Source organism: Paraburkholderia sp. GAS42 (assembly GCF_050436565.1).
GTDB lineage: Bacteria > Pseudomonadota > Gammaproteobacteria > Burkholderiales > Burkholderiaceae > Paraburkholderia.
In genome coordinates this window covers 194,935-215,131 of the sequence record NZ_JBNDML010000011.1, presented here as the reverse complement: position 1 = coordinate 215,131, position 20,197 = coordinate 194,935, and the positions used below count along the sequence as shown (strand labels likewise).

The following is a 20,197-nucleotide window of genomic DNA, read 5'->3' as shown; positions in this document are numbered from 1 at the left end:
TCGAAGCAAGGTTTATTCAGTAACGGTTTGTTGGTCTCGCTCGCAGCCGCCACAGCAAAGGGTTACACGATCTCTTCGGATCGGGCGCTCGCACGGCGCGGCTCATTGAATACATGGGCCAGGGGTTGTCTTCGCCGGAAGCCTTGCATATCGCACACGAGGACCCGTAAGGAGACGCAAACCGCTTCACGCGTGGTCAATACTAAGCAGACGCGCGTGAAGAAGACGAGCGAGGGATTCGCCGCCTTCGCGCATGACCGCGTCGTGATTCCACTGAAAAACGGGGCGCGCTATCGGCGCGAGCAGATTCATCCACGGCCGGCTTGTACGGACGTGCCAGTCATAACGCACGATCGTCGCGCTGCCATCGTGTGAAAAAAACCAGCGACCGGTTCCCTGTACATCGCCCGAGGCGTCGCCTTCCAGCGCGACAAGGGGCTCGATACGCGTCACCTGCATGTCGAACACAAGCCGGTAAGGCAATGCGCCCTTCCATATATAGCGGTGCACGGCACCCACGCCCTCGCCGGTTCCCGGCGCGACCTCGATGACGCGTTCGACGCTTTTCCACCATCGCGGCCAGTGCGACGAATCGTGGACGGCGGCCCAGACCGCAGGCAACGGCGCCTCGATTCGCCACGTCGTCGAAAAACGGTATTCGATCGTGTGCACGATTCCTCCCGCGATCAGGTTGCCACGCCAGATCCCGCCAGCCGCCCGCGCTTTCCGGGTTTCGCATCGATATAGTGCCTGATGCGCTCATTCTGCGCACTCGATCAACCCCCGCAGTACCGTTTCGAGGGTCACGGCGCCCTTCATCGTTTCGCCCTCTGGGGCTTCGAACCTGATCCAGCCTTCGTTGAAACCGTCGAGCATCTGGATTCGCGGCGCCGGATTCTGCATGCCCTGCGCGCGGAACAACGATTCCCACGTATCGCGCGGCACCGCTTGCGCGCGCACGTCCCTGCCGAGCAGATGACCGAAGGCCGTCGCAAGATCGTTGGGGCTGAGGCGCCCCGGGCCCTCGAGCTCCACCACGCGACGGCCAGACCACGTCTCTCCCAGAAGCATCGCCGCCACGCGACCGACATCGGCGGTTGCGACCATCGGCACCCGTCGGTCTAGCGGTTGAAGAAAGCTCGGCATGATGCCGGTTGTGCTCGCTGGCGCGACGTCCCATGCGGCGTTTTCCATGAACCACGCGGCCCGCAAGAATGCGACTGGCGTCGACAGTGTGCCGAGTTCCTGTTCCATGATCTGCAGTTGCTGAAGCAGGTTTGTCTGTTCCGCCTGAGCGCCGATTGTCGAAAGACACACGACTTTTTGGGGCTTCACGACTTCGAGTGCGCTACGCAATGTCGCGATGATTCGGCGCGACTCCGGAAAGCCCGGCGACGGATCAAAATTCGGCGGCAGCAGAATGAATACGCCTTCGGTGCCCGCCAATGCGCGGGTCAATGCTTCGCCGTCGTCCATGCTGGCGAACGCCACGTCGCAGCCCGCTTCTGCCCACGCTGCACCCTTCTTCGCATCACGCACGACGGCGCGAACATCCTGCTGCGTCGCCAGCAGATGCCGTGCCACAACACCCCCAACCTGTCCTGTAATTCCGGTAATCGCGAACATCTGTCTCTCCAGTAAACCGCGGCCAGCACCGCACGGGAAGGATTCTGTTCGCCAGGCCCAATTCCATCCAGAGCATGAATGTCATTTGATTGATGCCAGTATGTCACTACCCATCGGGCTCAAATGTAAAGGGGCGGTATTAACCGGCCCCGCGTCCTGCTGCCAGCAAACATCCCGCGCCCGACAAGTCAGCAGGCACGGTGCAGCGCGAGCGTTACAGGGCGGGCGATTGCACGGAATCCGGTTTTTTGGCCGATTTATTGAGGATTTTTTTCGATTTTTTTTGGGCTACCCTGGTATCGCATGGCGAGTAGTTCGTCATGGGAGCGCGCAGTATTGACCCTTCACGAACACTGACTCACGACATAAGGCGAATCCGATGACGACGCAAACGAAGGTCTCCATTTGTCTGCCGACCTGCAATCGCCCCGACCTCATTGTCGAGTGCATCGAATCGTGCCTTGCGCAGACACACGCGAACGTCGAGATCCTGATCGGCGACGATTCGAAAGATGACCGCACACAGCAGTTGATCGCGACGCGTTATCAGCACGAGCCGCGCGTCCGGTATGTGAGGAACACCCCTTCGCTCGGGCAGGCACGTAATGTGTCGAGTCTCTTCGCGCGCGCCGTTGGCAGCAAGATACTGCTGATCCACGACGACGACTATCTCGTCGCCGATGGCGTCGAACGCCTGGTTTCGCTCTGGGATCGCCATCCCGATCTCGAGGTCGCGTTTGCCAACCAGTATGAAGTCGATCAGGCGGGACACGTCGATCGCGAAGCGAGCGACCGGCTGAATGCCGATTTTTACCGCACGAAAAGCGCTGAAGGTTTGCAGCAGCCGCCTGGACGCACCGGTCTGATCCAGATGTTCCCTAACAATGGCTGGATGGCGAACGCAGATCTCGTGCGCCGGATCAGTTACAAGGAACAGTACGGCATGTGCTGCGACTATGTATTCGGCGTCGAGTTATGTCTTGCGGCGAAGCGCGTGTACTACCTCAACGAATACGTATCGTTCTATCGCAAGACCGATGTGTCGATTTCGACGACGACCAAACGTTCGACGAGCGCGGCTTCGGTGTCGGCGTATGCGTTCATCGACAACCTGCGTCTCGACCGGCAACTCGAACCGGCGCGCAAGCTCGCGTTGCGACGCATTGTGCCGATCGTCGTCTCGGTTTACTCGCGCAATCACGATCCCGTCAAAGGGCTGCGTATCGCCGCTAAAAATCTGTTCGCCTATAACTACGGCTTCAGCATGCGGCTCTACTATCATCTGATGATGATCTCGCGTTCGATGCTCACGCTCAAACCGCGCTAACTGCAAACGGTGCGCCTCATCTGATCCACGATGGTCACGCGCCCCTCAGCGCTGCACACCCCAACGACGCACCGTCGCACGCTCGAGCGTGTCAAACACAAGATGCTCGACGAGGAGGCCAATCGCAATCACCGCGGCAAGGCCCGCGAATACGCGGTCGGTATAGAGCTCGTTGCGATTCTGGAAGATGTACCAGCCGAGGCCACCGTTGCCGCTGCTTGCGCCAAATACGAGTTCAGCGGCGATCAGCGTGCGCCACGCAAATGCCCAGCCGACCCGCAATCCGGCAAGAATCGACGGCAACGCGGCCGGCACGAGAATCAGCGTCACGTGACGCAGACCGCCCAGGCCGTAGTTGCGCCCGGTCATGCGCAGCGTTTCCGGCACGGCCTGAAAACCTGAATACGTATTGAGCGCCAATGGCCACAGCACGGCGTGCACGAGCACGAACAGCAGGCTTCCAGTGCCAAGGCCAAACCACAACAGCGCAAGCGGCAGCAGCGCAATCGACGGCAATGGATTGAACATCGCGGTGAGCATCGACAACAGATCGCGGCCGATGCGCGTCGATACCGCTAGCGACGTCAAAAGAAACGCGAACAGCACGCCAAGCAGATAGCCGCGCACCAGAACCGACAGCGAAACAGCCGTCTTCTGCAGCAGTTCGCCGGACAGCACACCCTGCACGAACGCGCTCAACGTTGCGCCGAACGTCGGTAGCAGCAGATCGTTGTTCAACACGCGAGCCGCTGTTTCCCACGCGGCAATCAGCGCCAGCGCGATCAACGTCTTGCGCAGCCACGACTGCGCGATGAGGCGCCGCGCGAGCGGTAACGGCGCTTCGATGACAACGTCATCGGGCAATTCCGGCGGGCGCTCGTATTCGGGCCGAACCGGCGGCAACAAGGTGGCGGGCGTACTCATTGAACGGGCTCCGTCTCTTCGAACAGCAAGCGGTGAATATGCGCAACGCTGCGCTGAAAGTCGACACGCCCGAAGCTGTCCTGCGTGTATTGATGGCTATTGAGTTCCGCTCGCACGCGCCCCGGATGCGGCGACAGCAGCAGAATCCGGTTACCGACCACCAGCGCCTCTTCGATTGAATGGGTGACGAACAGCAACGTGAAACGCACCTCTTCCCACAGACGCAGCAGTTCTTCCTGCATCTTGCGTCGCGTGAGCGCGTCGAGCGCGGCGAACGGTTCGTCCATCAGCAGCACACGCGGCTGCATGGCGAGCGCCCGCGCGATCGCGACCCGCTGCTTCATCCCGCCTGACAACGTATGCGGATACGCGTCGGCAAACGACGCCAGACCGACTTTGTCCAGATAGTGCTGCGCGCGTTCCTTCGCCGCCGCGTGACCCAGTTTTTTCGCCGTGCGCAGCGGAAACATCACGTTTTGCAGCACCGTTTTCCACGGCGGCAGCTGATCGAATTCCTGAAACACGACGATGCGATCGGCACCCGGTCCGCGAACGGGTTCGCCGTCGAGCGAGATCGTGCCCGAATGCGGCTGGATGAAACCGGCGACCGCTTTCAACAACGTCGATTTGCCGCAACCCGACGGCCCGAGCAGCACAAAGCGATCGCCGCCGTAGACGTCGAAGCTCACGTTATGCGTCGCGCGCACGATGCGTTCGCGGGTGCGGTATTCGAGGTTCACGCTATCGACAGCAAGCAGCCGTTCGCTATGCTGGGCACCGGCTTCGCTGGTTGCCTGAACCCCGGCGTCAGGGAAAAGAATCGAAGGATTGGCCACCATTACGCGACTCCTCGCGGTAGCACTTCGGCGAATGGCACATGCGTCGTAACGTTCACGATGGGACACCGTAAAAGCAAAACGACACCATACGGGCCCCGCGTGCGTACACCAACCAATGATTGCGCATATTCAATACATGCTGGCGCATAAGCGCCGGAAGCGCTGTTGCCACGCCCTGTCTGGACGCGTGATGCGATGTTTGTGCGCGTCATCGGCGGCGATCTAGCTGCCGGCAGCGGTAGCCGGATCGTCGAAGAAATAGTCCTTCCATGATTTCGGCTCGTTCTTTATCGCACCCACGCGATACATGAATTGCGCGAGCGGCAACGTGTTTTGCGGCGCGACCTTGAACTGCACCTGCGGGTTGCGGATGATCGACAGCAACAGATTGCGATCGGTCTTCGAATGGTTCACGCGGATATAGGTATCGGCCGCGGCGTCGGGATTGGCGGTGACATAACGCGCCGCGTCAGCGAGCGCATCGACGAACGCGCGGTATGTTTTTGGGTTCTCATTGCGGAATTTCTCCGTTGCGTAGAGGACAGTCGCCGAGCCTGGCCCACCCAGCACGTCGTACGAATTCAGCACGATATGCGCCTTCGGATTGCTGGCGAGTTCCTGTTCCTGGAAAGGCGGATTGCCGAAATGTCCGGTGATTTCCGTGCCGCCGGCGATGATCGCGGCGGCGGCGTCCGGATGCGGAACGGCCTGCGTCAGCTTGTCGAGCCGGTTGAAATCTTTCTCGCCCCAGCGCTTCGCGGCAGCGAACTGCAATACACGCGATTGAACCGAAACCGAGACAGCCGGCAACGCGATGCGATCCTTCTCCGTGAAGTCCGCGATCGTTTTCACGTTGGGATTGTTCGACACAAGGTAGTACGGCAGATTACCGAGCGAAGCGACGCCTTTCACGTTCTGCCGGCCACGCGTGCGATCCCAGATCGTCAGCAACGGACCCACGCCGGCGCCCGCGATGTCGATCGAACCGGACAGCAGCGCATCGTTGATGGCCGAGCCACCCGAGAGTTGCACCCAGTCGACCTTGATATCGAGCCCCGCCTTGCGCCCTTCTTTCTCGATCAGTTGCTGATCACGCGCGACATTGAGCAGCAGATAGACGATGCCGAACTGCTCGGCGATACGGATCTGTCCTTCCGCATGCGCTGGCGTGGCCGCGCCGAGACCCGTGACGCCAATCGAAAGCGTGAGGCAGGCGGCGGCGAACCGGCGCGCGAAGGACGAGCGTGCAGGCGACCGCACAGCGGCCGGGCGAAACGGGAACATTGGAACTCCAGTGTGCGTGGGTGAGAGGCGTGGGGCGCGGACGTGGATGCCGTCAGAACGGCGCATCGCCCTCGATGGTTGTGCGATACATCTTGCGGCGCAGATGGTCGGGCGTGCCGGCGGCGAGATGCATCAGCGAACGGTTGTCCCAGAACACGAGATCGTGTTCCGCCCAGACGTGGCGATAGAGATGCTCCGGGCGCACGCTGTGCGCGAAAAGTGCTTCGAGCAGTTGACGGCTTTCGTCTTCGGGAAGACCCACGATGTGCGTCGTGAAATGTTCGCTGACGAAGAGTGCCTTGCGGCCCGTCTCCGGATGGGTACGCAAGACAGGCTGCACGACGGGTTTGACCTGTGCGATCTGTTCCGCCGAAAGGTTGGGACGCCACGGGCTGCGCTTCTGCAATTCCGCGTATTTCGCAAGATAGGTGTGTTCGGCCGAACGCCCCTCCACCGCTTTGCGCAGGTGCGCAGGCAACGTGTCCCACGCGAGATGCATGTTGGCGAAGAGCGTGTCGCCACCTTCCGATGGCAACTCCTGAGCATGCAGCAGCGAGCCGAGGCTCGGTTTTTCCTTGTACGACAGATCGGAGTGCCAGAAATGCCCAGCGTCGCCGAGACCAATCGGCTTGCCGTTCTCGACGATGTTGGATACCACCAGCACTTCCGGATAACCGGCAAGCTGAAACTGATGCAGCACGTGAATCTGTAGCGGCCCGAAACGGCGACTGAAGGCGATATGCTGGTCTGGCGTGATGCGTTGATCGCGGAACACCAGCACGTGATGATCGAGATGCGCGCGATGAATACGTGCGAAGTCTTCGGCCGGAAGCGGCTGGCTCAGGTCGAGACCCAGCACTTCGGCGCCCACGGGTGCGTCGAATGCGCGGATTTCGATGCGTTGCGCTGCAGCGGCGGTTACGGGCTGATGAGCCGCTTGATGAGCGGGTGCGTAGTCGGAAGTGGCAGGTGTCACGCGAAACTCTTCGTCAGATCGTCGGAGGTGCGAGCGCCGGCGGGCGCCGTCAAACCGTCAATCTACGGACACGGCTGCGAGGGGTCAACGAAGCAAATCCGATACGTTTATCTGCTGAAGTGATAAACGGCATGCTGACCTGGATATTGCTGCCGCTGCGGCCCCATGAAAAACGGCGGTGCCGGAATACCGGAACCGCCGTCTGTCTGCGCCACAAAAAGCGCGCAATGCTTAGGGTTCGTTACGCAGGTAGCCTTCCTTACCCGGATCGCGCATGCGGAACGACACGAGGCCCGCAATCGCGCAAAGCGCCGTGACGTACCAGTAGAACATCGGTTCGCTGCCGGCCTGCTTCAGCCACAGCGCGACATATTCCGCCGAGCCGCCGAAGATTGCATTGGCGAGCGCGTACGACAGGCCCACGCCGAGCGCACGTACTTCCGGCGGGAACATTTCTGCCTTGATGAGGCCGCTGATCGACGTATAGAAGCTGACGATCGCGAGCGCCAGCACGATGAGGCCAAACGCTGCGTACGGGTTTGTGATGTCCTTGAGCGTGTGCAGCAGCGGCACCGTGCCGATGGTGGCGAAGAGACCGAACAGCATCATCGACGTGCGGCGGCCGATGCGGTCCGACAGCGCACCGAAGAGCGGCTGTATGACCATATAGACGAAGAGCGCGGCCGTCATCACGTTGCTGGCGGTTTTTGCGTGCATACCCGCCGTGTTGACGAGGTATTTCTGCATGTACGTCGTGAACGTATAGAAAATCAGCGAGCCGCCGGCCGTGAAGCCGAGCACGGTCGCGAAGGCGCCCTTGTGCACCCACAGGCCGCGCAGCGTGCCTGCTTCCTTGCGATGTCGGTTTTCGGCGGTCGCGGTTTCGTCGAGCGATTTACGCAGATAGAGCGCGACGAGTGCCGCGAAGGCGCCGACGACGAACGGAATGCGCCAGCCCCACGCTTTCAGTTCTTCGGTGGAGAGGGTTTGTTGCAGGATCACGAGAACGAGCAGTGCGCAGAGCTGGCCGCCGATCAGCGTGACGTACTGGAACGACGCGAAGAAACCGCGACGGCCCTTGAGCGCGACTTCACTCATGTAGGTCGCGCTGGTGCCATATTCGCCACCGACCGACAGGCCCTGGAACAGGCGCGCGACGAGCAGCAGCGCGGGCGCGAGCGCGCCGATCTGGGCGTAGGTGGGAAGCACGGCGATGACGAGCGAGCCGCCGCACATCATGAAGACCGAGACCATCATTGCGATGCGTCGGCCTTTCTTGTCGGCGAGACGCCCGAAGAACCAGCCGCCGATCGGGCGCATCAGGAAGCCTGCTGCGAAGACACCTGCTGTGTTCAACAACTGAGTCGTCGTGTTGCCGTTCGGGAAGAAGGCCGGCGCGAAGTACAGCGCGCAGAACGAGTAGACGTAGAAGTCGAACCACTCGACGAGATTTCCTGACGAGGCGCCGACGATGGCGAATATTCGACGACGGGTGTCGTGGGGTTGGAGGATGGTGTGGTCGGTCATAGGTTGGGGTTTCCTTTCGTTGCTTTTTTCTGTCTGTCCGTCTGTCTCGGGGTTTTGTTTTTTTGTCCCGTCGCGGATTTTAGCGGATGAAAGGTTTGGGTTTGTGGGTTTTTGGGGTTAGTGGGTCGTTTATGTTGCCCCTGGGCGGGGCGGTCTTGTTCATAGGCGTTGCTTCAGGTGCGTTTTTTGTTGGCCTTTCCTTGTGTTCATGTCGGTCTATTGGCGTTGCCCCTGGGCGGGGCGGCCTTGTTCACAGGCGTTGTTTCAGGCGCGCTTTTTTTGGCCTTTCCTTGTATTCGTGTCGGTCTATTGGCGTTGCCCCTGTGCGGGGCGGCACCTACTTTTCTTTGTCCTTGCCAAAGAAAAGTAGGCAAAAGAAAGGCGCCGAAATGTCGTCCATTCCGGGTTGTGTCGCACGCGGGGAACGGTACCCCATGAAGTGTCGCCCTCGCGCTCCAGGCGATATGGGTCCGCGCATGAGACCGCCCCTCGCACAATACCGCATGTGACAAGGCTGTCATCCACGCCGCTTCGCGCTGCGCGCGTCGCGGACGGGTCTACCAGGCGGTGACGGTGGACGGGTTGTGCAGGTCGGTGGCGCACGCAGTGCGAAGCCGGATGGATGAGCCCTGTGTCACAAAGGCTGCTGTGCTGGAAAACAGATCGTGCGCGGACCCATGCCGCTTGAAGTGCGAGGGCGACACTTCATGGGATGCCATTCCCCGGTGATGACGCGCCAGGAAGCGAAGAGTTTTCGGCGCCTTTCTTTTGCCTACTTTTCTTTGGCAAGGACAAAGAAAAGTAGGTGCCGCCCCGCACAGGGGCAACGCAAATAGACCGACATGAATCCAAGGAAAGGCCAGCAAGAAGCCCAAACGCGTCGCAAGAAGCGCCTGTGGGCAAGTAGGTGCCGCCCCGCACAGGGGCGACGCCAATAGACCGACATGAACACAAGGAAAGGCCAAACAAGGAAAGACCAAAATCCAGAAAAACGACCAACCCCAAACAGAGAAAACCGAAAAAAATCAAACCCTGATCAAGGGCGCCACATACCGACATTCATACCGCTTCCGCACGGTGCCATTCTCATCGACACTTTCGAGAAACACGTCGAACTGCCAGAGCCTGGCCATATGCTTCAAAACCTCTTCGCTATCACCAGAGAGATGCCGGTTATCGCTCATAAAATGCCGAAGGGTCAAACTCCGGTCGCCACGCGTATTAACCGACCAAACCTGAATATTCGGCTCGCGATGATGCATATCGTACTGCCGCGACAGCGCCTGCCTCACGTACTGATACCCACTCTCGTCATGAATCGCCGAAACTTCCAGCGCATCCCGCATATCGTCATCGAGCACGGAAAACAGCCGCATTTCACGGATCAGATGAGGCGACAGATACTGCGCAACAAAACTCTCATCCTTGAAATTACGCATCGCGTAATGCAACGAGTCCAGCCACGGGCTGCCCGCAAGCTCAGGGAACCAGTGCCGGTCCTCATCAGTAGGCGATTCGCAGATGCGACGGATATCGCTCATCATCGAAAAGCCCAGTGCGTACGGATTGATGCCGCTGTAATACGGCTTCGTCACCGGCGGCTGGTACACGACATTGCTGTGTGAATGGAGAAACTCCATCATGAAGCCGTCTTCCAGCTTGCCCTGGTTATAGAGCGTGTTGAGCAACGTGTAATGCCAGAACGTCGCCCACCCTTCGTTCATGACCTGCGTCTGCCGCTGCGGATAGAAATACTGCCCCACCTTCCGCACAATCCGGATCACCTCCCGTTCCCACGGCTCCAGCAGCGGCGAGTTCTTCTCCGCGAAATACAGCAGATTTTCCTGCGGCTCAGGCGGATAACGACCCTCCGTCTCCTCAGGCAACGCCTCCTTCTTCGAAGGCAACGTGCGCCACAGTTCGTTCACCTGCGATTGCAGATACGCCTCGCGCTCGCGACGTGCCGCCGATTCCTTCGAAAGCGACAGCTTCTGCGGACGCTTGTAACGGTCCACGCCATAGTTCATCAACGCATGGCACGAATCGAGCAGTTCTTCCACACGGTCCAGACCAAAGCGCTCCTCGCACTCCGCGATATAGTTCTTCGCGTAGACAAGGTAGTCGATGATCGCGTGAGCATCCGTCCAGAGCTTGAACAGATAGTTGCCCTTGAAAAACGAATTGTGCCCGTACGCCGCATGCGCGATGACAAGCGCCTGCATCGTCATCGTGTTCTCTTCCATCAGATACGCGATGCATGGATTCGAGTTGATGACGATCTCGTACGCAAGCCCCATCTGCCCGCGACGGTAGCTCTTTTCAGTCGAGAGGTAGTGCTTTCCGAACGACCAGTGCCGGTAATTTACCGGCATGCCGACAGACGCGTACGCGTCCATCATCTGTTCGGAACTGATGAGTTCGAGCTGGATCGGATACGTGTCAAGCCCATATTGCTCTGCAACATGGGAGATGTGCGTATCGTATTCTTCGATGAGTTCGAAGGTCCAGTCGGACGGGCACGGCAGAGGCCGTCTATCGGCAACGTTCATACGGACTTCCCTTTGCCCTTCCACGGGCACCGCGGTTTGCCCAGGTGCTACTGCTGCAGCCGGTCCGGCGCGACCAGAATCCGTCTCCTTCGCGCCCTTCCTGCGCTCTGGCTGGTAGCCGCGCGCTTCATTGTGCAGATGTCGCGTGGTCATGAGGTCGCCACCTGCTTTTCGAACAATTCCCGGAAAACCGGGTAGATATCCGCCGCCGTTTCCACTTTCTTCATCGCCATCTGTGGCGCCGTCTGCGCAAGATGCGCGTATTCGAGCCACAGGTTCTGCTCTTCAGGCGTGACCTGAATATACGCAAAATAGCGCACCTTCGTCAGAATGTCATCTGCCAGGATCTTGCGACACTTCGGGGAATCGTCCGTCCAGTTGTCGCCATCCGATGCCTGAGCGCCGTAAATGTTCCATTCACTCGGTGAATAACGGTCCTCCACGACCTTGGTCATCAGTTCGAGTGCACTCGACACCACCGTACCGCCGCTTTCCGTCGAATGAAAGAACGTGTCTTCATCGACCTCTTCAGCGCGCGTGTGATGGCGGATGAATACCACTTCGATCCGCTCGTAATTGCGCTTGAGGAAGAGATACAGCAGGATGAAAAAGCGCTTTGCGAGATCCTTGCGCTGCTCGTCCATCGAACCGGACACATCCATCAGACAGAACATCACAGCCTGGCTCGACGGCTCCGGCTGCTTCACGCGGTTCACGTAACGCAGGTCGAATGGATCGATGAACGGAATGCGCCAGATGCGCCCGCGCAGATGATGGATTTCTTCTTCGAGCACCTTGATCTCTTCGCGACGATCGGCCGGATCAGCCTTCATCACTTCAAGCTGCTTCTCCATTTCGTGCAACTGGTTGACGAGCGGCGCGCCGAGCGCGATACGCCGCCCAAGCGCGCTGCGCAATGAGCGTACGACGTCGATATTGTTGGGCGTGCCTTCGGCCGCCCAGCCCGCACGGATGCTCTTCCACGTGGGTACGGCGAGCAGATGCGTCTTCACAAGACGCGGCAGTTCGAGATCGTCGAAGAAGTACTGCATGAACTCTTCGCGGCTCAGCTCGAACACGAAGTCGTCCTGACCCTCGCCTTCGTTGCTCGCGCTGCTGCCTCCGCCGCCACCGCCTCCGCCGCCAGGACGCGGAATCTTGTCACCGCGGATGTAGTCGGCATTGCCGGGATGCACCATCTCACGCTTGCCCCCCGGACCATGCCGGAACGAAGGCTCCGCGATGTCCTTGCGCGGAATCGTGATGCTCTGCGTGTTCTGGATATCCTTGATGCTACGGTCGCGGACCGCTTCCGATACGGCGCGACGAATATAGTTCTTTACGCGACGCAGGAAGCGTTCGCGATTTGCAATGCTCTTGTTCTTGCCTGCCAGCCTGCGGTCGATGATTTGATGAAGCACACCCGGTCTCCCGCTCGAATTTCTGAAGCGCGAGACGCAAGTTGCGCATGCAACCTCATGTCCATGCGGCTTGCGCCTCGCAAGGTGCCCGCGCCGTTGCGCGACGCGGGCGATACGCCTCGTATGTCATGACGACTTGCGCACACGCAGATACCAGTCGCAAAGGAGTCGCACCTGCTTCGGTGTGTATCCCTTGGCAACCATCCGGTTGACGAAGTCCTCGTGCTTGCGCTGCTCCTCCGCCGACCCTTTCGCATTGAAAGAGATGACCGGCAAAAGTTCTTCTGTGTTCGAGAACATCTTCTTTTCGATCACGACGCGCAGTTTCTCGTAGCTGATCCACGCCGGATTCTTCCCGGCATTCGCAGCACGCGCACGCAGCACGAAATTGACGATCTCGTTGCGGAAGTCCTTCGGGTTGCTGATACCCGCGGGCTTCTCGATCTTCTCCAGTTCGGCATTCAGCGCCGCACGGTCGAAGCTCTCGCCAGTGTCGTGGTCGCGGAACTCCTGATCCTGAATCCAGAAATCCGCATACGTCACATAGCGATCGAAGATGTTCTGCCCGTATTCGGAATAAGACTCCAGATAAGCGGTCTGGATTTCCTTGCCGATGAATTCCGCGTAGCGCGAGGCCAGCACGTCCTTCACGAAAGACAGATACTTCTGCTCGGTTTCGGGCGGGAACTGCTCACGCTCGATCTGCTGTTCAAGCACATACATCAGATGCACCGGGTTCGCAGCGACTTCGGTCGAATCGAAGTTGAAGACACGCGACAGGATCTTGAACGCGAAGCGCGTCGAGACACCGGTCATGCCTTCGTCGACACCCGCAAAATCGCGATACTCCTGGAACGATTTTGCTTTCGGATCGGTGTCCTTCAGGTTTTCGCCGTCGTACACCTGCATCTTCGAAAAGAGGCTCGAATTCTCCGGTTCATGCAGACGCGTCAACACCGAGAACTGCGACATCATCTTCAACGTACCCGGCGAACATACGGCATTCGCCAGCGAAGAATTTCGAATGAGCTTCTCGTAGATCTTCATTTCTTCACCGTAGCGCAGGCAGTACGGCACCTTCACGACGAAGATACGATCCAGCAGTGCTTCGTTGTTGCGGTTGTTGCGGAATGCCTTCCATTCCGACTCGTTCGAGTGGGCGAGAATGATGCCGTCGAAAGGAATCGCGCCGAAGCCTTCCGTGCCCTTGAAGTTGCCTTCCTGCGTTGCTGTGAGCAGTGGGTGCAGCACCTTGATCGGCGCCTTGAACATTTCGACGAACTCGAGCAGGCCCTGATTCGCGAGACACAGGCCGCCGGAGTAGCTATACGCGTCAGCATCGTCCTGTGCGTACTGTTCGAGCTTGCGGATGTCGACCTTGCCGACCAGCGAAGAAATGTCCTGATTGTTCTCGTCGCCCGGTTCGGTCTTTGCAATACCGATCTGCCGGAGGATCGACGGGTAACGACGCACGACGCGGAACTTGCGGATGTCGCCGTTGTATTCGTGAAGGCGCTTGACGGCCCACGGACTGAGAATGGTTTTGAGGTAGCGGCGTGGAATGCCGTATTGTTCTTCGAGGATCGGACCGTCCTCGTCGTAATCGAATAACCCGAGTGGCGATTCGTTCACGGGCGATCCCTTGATCGCATAGAACGGTACGCGTTCGGCCAGTTGCTTGAGACGTTCCGCAATCGACGACTTGCCACCGCCGACCGGCCCGAGAAGATACAGAATCTGTTTCTTTTCTTCGAGCCCTTGAGCCGAGTGCCGGAAGTACGCGACCACCTGCTCAATGACTTCTTCCATTCCGTAGAACTCACGGAACGCGGGGTATACCTTGATCACCTTGTTCGCGAAGATGCGCGACATGCGCGGATCGTTGCGAGTGTCGACCTGTTCGGGTTCCCCAATTGCTGTCAACATGCGTTCGCCTGCCGTGGCGTACGCGGCGGGATTGTCTTTGCAGAGCGCGAGATACTCCTCGAGCGAGAGCTCATCCTCCCGGGTTTTCTCGAAGCGGGTCGCGAAACTGCCGTAGATATCCATGCTACCTCCTCGCCGAAGTCTAGACCGATGCTGTGCGCGGCGCGCTAATCGGAAACAACATCGCTCGAATTCATCCTAAACCCTTTTAAATTTTTTTTCACGAACTACGTTGCGAAAATCGCCCCGTAACCGCGTCGTTACATTCGTCCTCTCGCAAAGCAATTTCGGGTCACCTACAATCTAGCGCTCCGCGAGCCCCCGCGGCCCGTACCGCAGCATTCAAGCCGGCGTCATCGCTGACGCTTTCGCTGCTCATACAGCATAAATGCTCCGTCAATCAGACAATCGCAAACGCACGCTGGTTCTGATGTCTGCCTGCGCACATTACGCGCGCAACGCGTGTGCGCGCGACCACCTTCAGTTGTGTTACATCATGCGTGTTCAACGCTACGTCCCTGCTTCTTACCCACAACGCGCGATGTACGCTGCCGGTGCACATAAACGGGTTTACGGCAGGTACGGGCACGCACTGCAGCTGGATGCAGTGCGTCCCACTATCTCGTGTAACGGGATGTGTAACAGATGGATTCGCCCGTGCAGCGGGCGACGTTGGGGCAACGTTGCAGAGGCAGATGAACGGACAGGCCGGCGCGGTATGCAGGTCACATGCCCACATCTCGACGCATGCCAGGCCGGCCACTTATGTCAGGACGATATCCACTTCGCCGAGACCGTGAATGTGACCATGCACGGTACCCGGCTCACTGATGCGGTGCGCGCCCACATACGTGCCGGTGGTGATGGTCCATTCCGGTTCGATCGCGATACCCATTGCGGCGCAATGGTTAACAAACCAGACGAGCAGTTCGCGCGGGTCGCCGGCCGGATTGCCGGTCGACTCGGGCACGAGCGAGGTGCCGTTGAACGTCAGCTCGAGTTGAGGTGAAACGAAGTCGAATGTGCGCGCGAAGCCCGCATACGGCACGGACGGGCCCGTAATGAGCGCGCCGTTGTTCTGTGCGTCGGCCAGCTGCGCGAGCGGCGCAACGTCGGGCCAGTCGTCGAAGCGACTGTCGACGATCTCGATGGCCGGCAGCACTGCGCCGACGCGGGATAGCACCTCATCGCGCGCATAGGCGACGTTGCGCGGCTCGATCGGCTCGGCGAAACGGAACGCAACCTCGAGTTCCAGCAGGACGCGAAAGAACGCGCTGTGGGCGACGCGCGCGGGCGAAGCCAGCACCAGTGGCGCCGGAATCGGCGCACCCGAGGCGGCGCCCCCCGGGGCTTTGGCGCCGATTTTCCAGCCGCCCGTGGTGGTGCCCAGTCCGGCGATGACGGCCTGCTGGATCGCGTAAGCGCTGGCCGCGTCGGGTGGCAGGCTGTCCTGCGGCAGCCCTTCGACCGGTCGGTGCTGCTGGCGCGCTTCCACAAGGCGTGTGGCGAGGTCGTATTGCGTCATCCCGGATCCCTTTCAACTATCGCGCTTAACGCGCTTCGCGTTTACTGGCTTCTTCACAGCTTCGGAGTGGCATCGCCCGGCAACGGACGATGGATGATCATGCCGCGCGAGCAACCTTCGCGCCCGACAATGTACCGGAAGCGCGTCGATCCCGGGTCATGTCGCTATTCTGAAGACAAAAAAAAGACCGTGGTTGCGTCTGCAACCCCGGTCTTTTGATCCTGCCCGAGCGGCGCCACAGCGCCGCCGTGCCCGTCAGAAGGTTTCCCAGTCCTTGTCGCCGCCAGCCGTCGCCACGGACGGCGCGCGCACGGCCGCGACAGGCGCGGCGGCTACAGCCAGTGCAGGCGCAAGACTTGCTGCCTTCGCCCGAGCGGCCGGCGCGGCCTTGCGCACCACTGCCGGCATCGCCCGACGTGCAGGCATGCGTGCAGCTGCAGCCGGGCTCGAGACGGCCGCGCTTTCGTCCAGATGGAATACGGCGACAGCCGTGCGCAGCTTGCCGGCCTGATCTTCGAGCGATTGTGCCGCCGCCGCCGCTTCCTCAACGAGCGCCGCGTTCTGCTGGGTCACTTCATCCATCTGCGTGACGGCGCGGGCGACCTGGTCGATCCCGCTGCTCTGCTCTTCCGAAGCCGCGGCGATTTCGCCCATGATGTCGGTCACACGCTGCACTGCACCGATGATCTCGGTCATCGTGCGGCCCGCTTCGTCAACGAGCGCGGAGCCCGACTGTACGCGCTCCACCGACGTGTCGATCAGTTCCTTGATTTCCTTGGCCGCCGCCGACGAACGCTGCGCGAGGCTGCGCACTTCGCCTGCCACGACCGCGAAGCCGCGGCCTTCCTCACCGGCGCGGGCCGCTTCGACGGCCGCGTTCAGCGCGAGAATGTTGGTCTGGAACGCGATGCCTTCGATGATCGAGATGATGTCGGCGATCCTCGCCGAGCTCTGGTTGATGTCGCCCATGGTGCCGACGACCTGGCCGACCACCGCACTGCCCTTGTTCGCGATCTCCGACGCATTCGCCGCCAGCGCGCTCGCCTGGCGGGCGTTGTCGGCGTTCTGCTTCACGGTGCCGGTGAGCTCTTCCATGCTCGACGCGGTTTCCTGCAACGCCGAAGCCTGCTCTTCCGTACGCGACGACAGGTCAGTGTTGCCAGCCGCGATCTGGCGCGTCGCCGTGGCGATCGATTCGCTACCGGAGCGCACCGAGCGCACCGTCTCGACCAGACTGCGCTGCATCCGGCCGACGCCTTCCAGCAACAGGCCCATTTCGTCACGCGTTCGCACCACAACCGGGCGACGCAGGTCGCCGGCAGCGATGGCATCGAAGTGCGCGATGGCGTCGCTGAGCGGGCGGGAAATCGCGGCACGCAGCGTGATGTTCGAGAAGAGCGCGGCGAGTATGCCTGCGGCGATCGCAACGATCGTCACGATGCGGAACGTCGCGAAACTGGCTTGCGCGCCGTCGAAACCTTTCTGCGCCTGGGTGAACTGGAATTTGCTCAGCGTTTCGTCCGCAGAAGACAGTTCGTTATGAGCCGCCTGCAACTGCTTGGCCAGATCGAGGAGCTTCGCCTGCTCATTGGCCGTGACCGCGGCGGCGAATGCGTCCGCGACCTGATATTCCGCCGCGCGTTTCGCGTCCACATCCTGCGCCAGGCGGTCTTCTTCGGCCCCGCGCGGCAGGTCCATGTATTTCTTCCAGGCCGCTTCCGACTTCGAGCGCATGAGGCGCGCGCGTTCGAGTGTCTGTGCGGCGTCCGGGGTGCCGATCTGGAATGCAGCGCGGTCGAGCGCAAGGCGCTCGCGTGCGACGAACAGTTCGGCCGTGCCGATACTTTCGGCACTTGGCATCTGGTTGGTGAAAGTGTCGCGATAAGCTTCGTTCGAGCGGCCCATCCCAAACAGGCCGAGTACGCCGATAACGATCAACAGTGCAGCGAGAAACGCCATCGTCAATCCGATGCGCGTCTTGATCGTGATGCCCTTGTTCAACATGCTTCTTCCCGTATTCCGTCGAATGAGAATTGGCATGCGCAGCACGAAAAGCACGCCGCGCACACGTTTGCTCCGGTAATAGAACCGAAGCTCTAACGGGTTTACGGCACCGCTAAACAGGACTTGAAGCTTTTATATTGTCTGATTAATACTGCGATGTATTGCTGTAAAAATTACAATAACCCCACATCCTGAGAGGAGGGTTAGAGGGTCACTTCCGCGCGGTACGGGATGGATGGCTGCGCGCCCTCCCGCGTGACGGACAGCGCCGCCGCCCGCTGCGCGAAGCGGATCGCATCATCGACGGACACGCCCCCGGCGAGTTGCGCCGCGAGGCCGCCGATAAACGTATCGCCCGCCGCTGTCGTATCCACCGCTTTCACCTTCGGCGCCGCGTAATGCGCGGATTGCCCGCTTTCCAGCGAAACATGCACGCCCTGCGCACCCAGCGTGACCAGCACGTTGCGCGCGCCTGCCCGGCGAAGCGCTGCGGCGGCATTCGCGGCATCCTCGGGCGTGTTGACCGGCAGGCCCGTCAGGGTCGCCGCTTCGAGTTCGTTCGGAATCAGATAATCGACGAGCGGCAGCCAGTCGGCCGGCAAGGGACCGGTGGCCGGCGCCGGATTCAGGATGACGGTCTTGCCCAGACGTCGAGCCGCTGCAAGTGCGGCCTTGACGGTCCCGGGTGGCGTTTCCAGCTGGCAGACGACGACATCGGCCGCCGCCAGCGCCGCTTCGTGGCGCGCGACGCTCGCAGGCGTGACTTCGCCATTGCTGCCGGCCACGATGACGATCGCGTTCTGGCTGCCGTCATCGACGATGATCAGCGCGACGCCGGTCGAGGCCGTCTCGCTCGTTTCGACCGCCTCGCAGTCGATGCCCTCCGCTTCGAGACCCGCGCGCAGCTGCGCCCCGTTGGCATCGGGGCCGACGCAGCCGATCATCGCGACCTGCGCGCCAAGCCGGGCCGCGGCGACGGCCTGATTGCCGCCCTTGCCGCCTGCAACCTGGGCGAATGCGTGTCCGGCGAGCGTCTCGCCGGGGCGCGGCAGACGCGGCGCACGCGCGACGAGATCCATGTTCAGGCTGCCCACTACGGCAACCCGGCCGCGCGTTCCTTCTATTGCCACATCCGTCTCCTTCAACTTTCAGCACTGCCGTGCCGCGATGGAACCTGCGAGATCCGCGGTTTCCCGTGATAAATCAGGCCGCAGCGCGACGCCGCCCTGTGCCCATGAACGCCGCAGTCGACTCGCGAATGATCAGCCGCGGCGCCACCACGCGCCGGCGGGTCGGCGCGTCCGTCACGCCGGTGATGCGTTCGAGCAGCGTCTGCGCGGCCATGTCGCCGAGCGCACGCACCGACTGGCCGACCGTCGACAGCGCCGGATATGTGAAGCGTCCCAGTTCGATATCGTCGAAACCGATGATCGAACAGTCCCGCGGCACGCTGATGCCGCGCTCGGCCGCTGCGCGCAGCGCACCGATGCCCATCATGTCGTTGCCCGCGAAAATCGCGCTCGGGGCCACGGTGTTGAACAGTTCGCTGGCAGCGCGATGCCCGCCCATGCCGGAAAAATCGCTTTCGACGATCGCCCCCGCCGGAATCTCGATGCCGCGCTCCGTCATCGCACGAATAAAGCCGTGCACACGCATCGCGCTCACCGCTGTCTCCACGGGGCCGGTAATGCAGCCGATCCGCGCATGGCCCAGTTCGAGCAGATGCCGCGTCGCCAGGTAGGCGCCCTTTTCATGGTCGATCTGGACGAGATCGGCGTTCAGACCTTCGATATTCCGGTCGACAACGACGAGCGGTTCGCGCGCGTCAGCAAGACTCTGTGCCAGCACTGCATCGTCGCCGGCCGAGGCGATGATCAGCCCGTCGATGCGCTTTTCCTGCAGCACGCGCAGATAGTTCCGCTGCTTGGCCGGGTCGTCGTCGGAGTTGCAGAAGAACACACAGTAGCCGTTGCGCGCGCAACCGTCCTCGATACCGCGCGCAAGCTCCGCGAAATAGGGATTCGTGCTGTTCGGTACCACGAGACCAATCGTTGCGGTCGCGCGTGCCTTCAGCGAGCGTGCAACCGCTGACGGTACATAGTGGAGCTGGCTGATCGCGCGTTCGACCTTCGCGCGCACATCGGCCGACACCGGTCGTGAATTGTTCACGACATGCGACACCGTCGTGAACGACACGCCGGCCACGGCCGCCACATCCTTGATCGTCGCCATAACCCGTTTCTCCCGCTAGTTCTTGTTGCTAGCCGGT

General features: G+C 60.7%; 15 protein-coding genes. 1 reads left to right on the top strand and 14 read right to left on the bottom strand.

Annotated elements, in window-relative coordinates:
- Window positions 1-186: 186 nt before the first annotated feature.
- Both P3T16_RS18290 and P3T16_RS18285 read right to left on the bottom strand, forming a co-directional pair.
- Window positions 187-672: an SRPBCC family protein gene (locus P3T16_RS18290; RefSeq protein ID WP_429343330.1), complete on the bottom strand. Its 486-nt coding sequence runs from the start codon at window positions 670-672 to the stop codon at window positions 187-189.
- A gap of 87 nt (window positions 673-759) precedes the next feature.
- Window positions 760-1,626, bottom strand: coding sequence for an NmrA family NAD(P)-binding protein (locus tag P3T16_RS18285; RefSeq protein ID WP_429343329.1), 867 nt, complete (start codon window positions 1,624-1,626; stop codon window positions 760-762).
- Between the two features lie 379 nt (window positions 1,627-2,005).
- Here P3T16_RS18285 and P3T16_RS18280 point away from each other — a divergent pair, with 379 nt between their 5' ends.
- Window positions 2,006-2,953, top strand: a complete 948-nt coding sequence (locus P3T16_RS18280) for a glycosyltransferase family 2 protein (protein ID WP_429343328.1) — start codon at window positions 2,006-2,008, stop codon at window positions 2,951-2,953.
- A 45-nt stretch (window positions 2,954-2,998) separates the two neighbouring features.
- Here P3T16_RS18280 and P3T16_RS18275 read toward each other — a convergent pair whose 3' ends face one another.
- The 12 genes from P3T16_RS18275 to P3T16_RS18220 form a co-directional block, all read right to left on the bottom strand.
- Entirely contained in the window at window positions 2,999-3,877 is an 879-nt protein-coding gene (locus P3T16_RS18275; RefSeq protein WP_429343327.1) for an ABC transporter permease, read from the bottom strand.
- A complete protein-coding gene (locus P3T16_RS18270) occupies window positions 3,874-4,716 on the bottom strand; it encodes an ABC transporter ATP-binding protein (protein ID WP_429343326.1) in 843 nt (280 codons plus the stop codon). Before P3T16_RS18270 ends, P3T16_RS18275 begins: the two co-directional genes overlap by 4 nt.
- A gap of 222 nt (window positions 4,717-4,938) precedes the next feature.
- Complete coding sequence (locus P3T16_RS18265) at window positions 4,939-6,000, bottom strand: ABC transporter substrate-binding protein (RefSeq protein ID WP_429343325.1); 1,062 nt, start codon at window positions 5,998-6,000, stop codon at window positions 4,939-4,941.
- Between the two features lie 52 nt (window positions 6,001-6,052).
- Entirely contained in the window at window positions 6,053-6,898 is an 846-nt protein-coding gene (locus P3T16_RS18260; protein WP_429343359.1) for a TauD/TfdA dioxygenase family protein, read from the bottom strand.
- Between the two features lie 309 nt (window positions 6,899-7,207).
- On the bottom strand, window positions 7,208-8,503 hold the full coding sequence (locus P3T16_RS18255; RefSeq protein ID WP_429343324.1) for an MFS family transporter: 1,296 nt from the start codon (window positions 8,501-8,503) through the stop codon (window positions 7,208-7,210).
- Window positions 8,504-9,528: 1,025 nt separating this feature from the next.
- Window positions 9,529-11,205 (bottom strand): SpoVR family protein, encoded by a 1,677-nt coding sequence (locus tag P3T16_RS18250; RefSeq protein WP_429258837.1) that lies wholly within the window; start codon window positions 11,203-11,205, stop codon window positions 9,529-9,531.
- Window positions 11,202-12,473, bottom strand: a complete 1,272-nt coding sequence (locus P3T16_RS18245; RefSeq protein ID WP_429258838.1) for a YeaH/YhbH family protein — start codon at window positions 12,471-12,473, stop codon at window positions 11,202-11,204. Before P3T16_RS18245 ends, P3T16_RS18250 begins: the two co-directional genes overlap by 4 nt.
- Window positions 12,474-12,599: 126 nt before the next feature.
- Complete coding sequence (locus tag P3T16_RS18240; RefSeq protein WP_429258839.1) at window positions 12,600-14,522, bottom strand: PrkA family serine protein kinase; 1,923 nt, start codon at window positions 14,520-14,522, stop codon at window positions 12,600-12,602.
- A gap of 640 nt (window positions 14,523-15,162) precedes the next feature.
- The gene (locus tag P3T16_RS18235) at window positions 15,163-15,924 is read right to left on the bottom strand and encodes a 2-keto-4-pentenoate hydratase (RefSeq protein ID WP_429258840.1); all 762 of its coding nucleotides are present in this window, start codon (window positions 15,922-15,924) and stop codon (window positions 15,163-15,165) included.
- A 255-nt stretch (window positions 15,925-16,179) separates the two neighbouring features.
- Window positions 16,180-17,928: a methyl-accepting chemotaxis protein gene (locus P3T16_RS18230; RefSeq protein WP_429343323.1), complete on the bottom strand. Its 1,749-nt coding sequence runs from the start codon at window positions 17,926-17,928 to the stop codon at window positions 16,180-16,182.
- A gap of 203 nt (window positions 17,929-18,131) precedes the next feature.
- The gene (gene rbsK, locus P3T16_RS18225; protein WP_429343322.1) at window positions 18,132-19,058 is read right to left on the bottom strand and encodes a ribokinase; all 927 of its coding nucleotides are present in this window, start codon (window positions 19,056-19,058) and stop codon (window positions 18,132-18,134) included.
- Between the two features lie 73 nt (window positions 19,059-19,131).
- Window positions 19,132-20,160, bottom strand: coding sequence for a LacI family DNA-binding transcriptional regulator (locus tag P3T16_RS18220; protein WP_429343321.1), 1,029 nt, complete (start codon window positions 20,158-20,160; stop codon window positions 19,132-19,134).
- Window positions 20,161-20,197 lie beyond the last annotated feature (37 nt).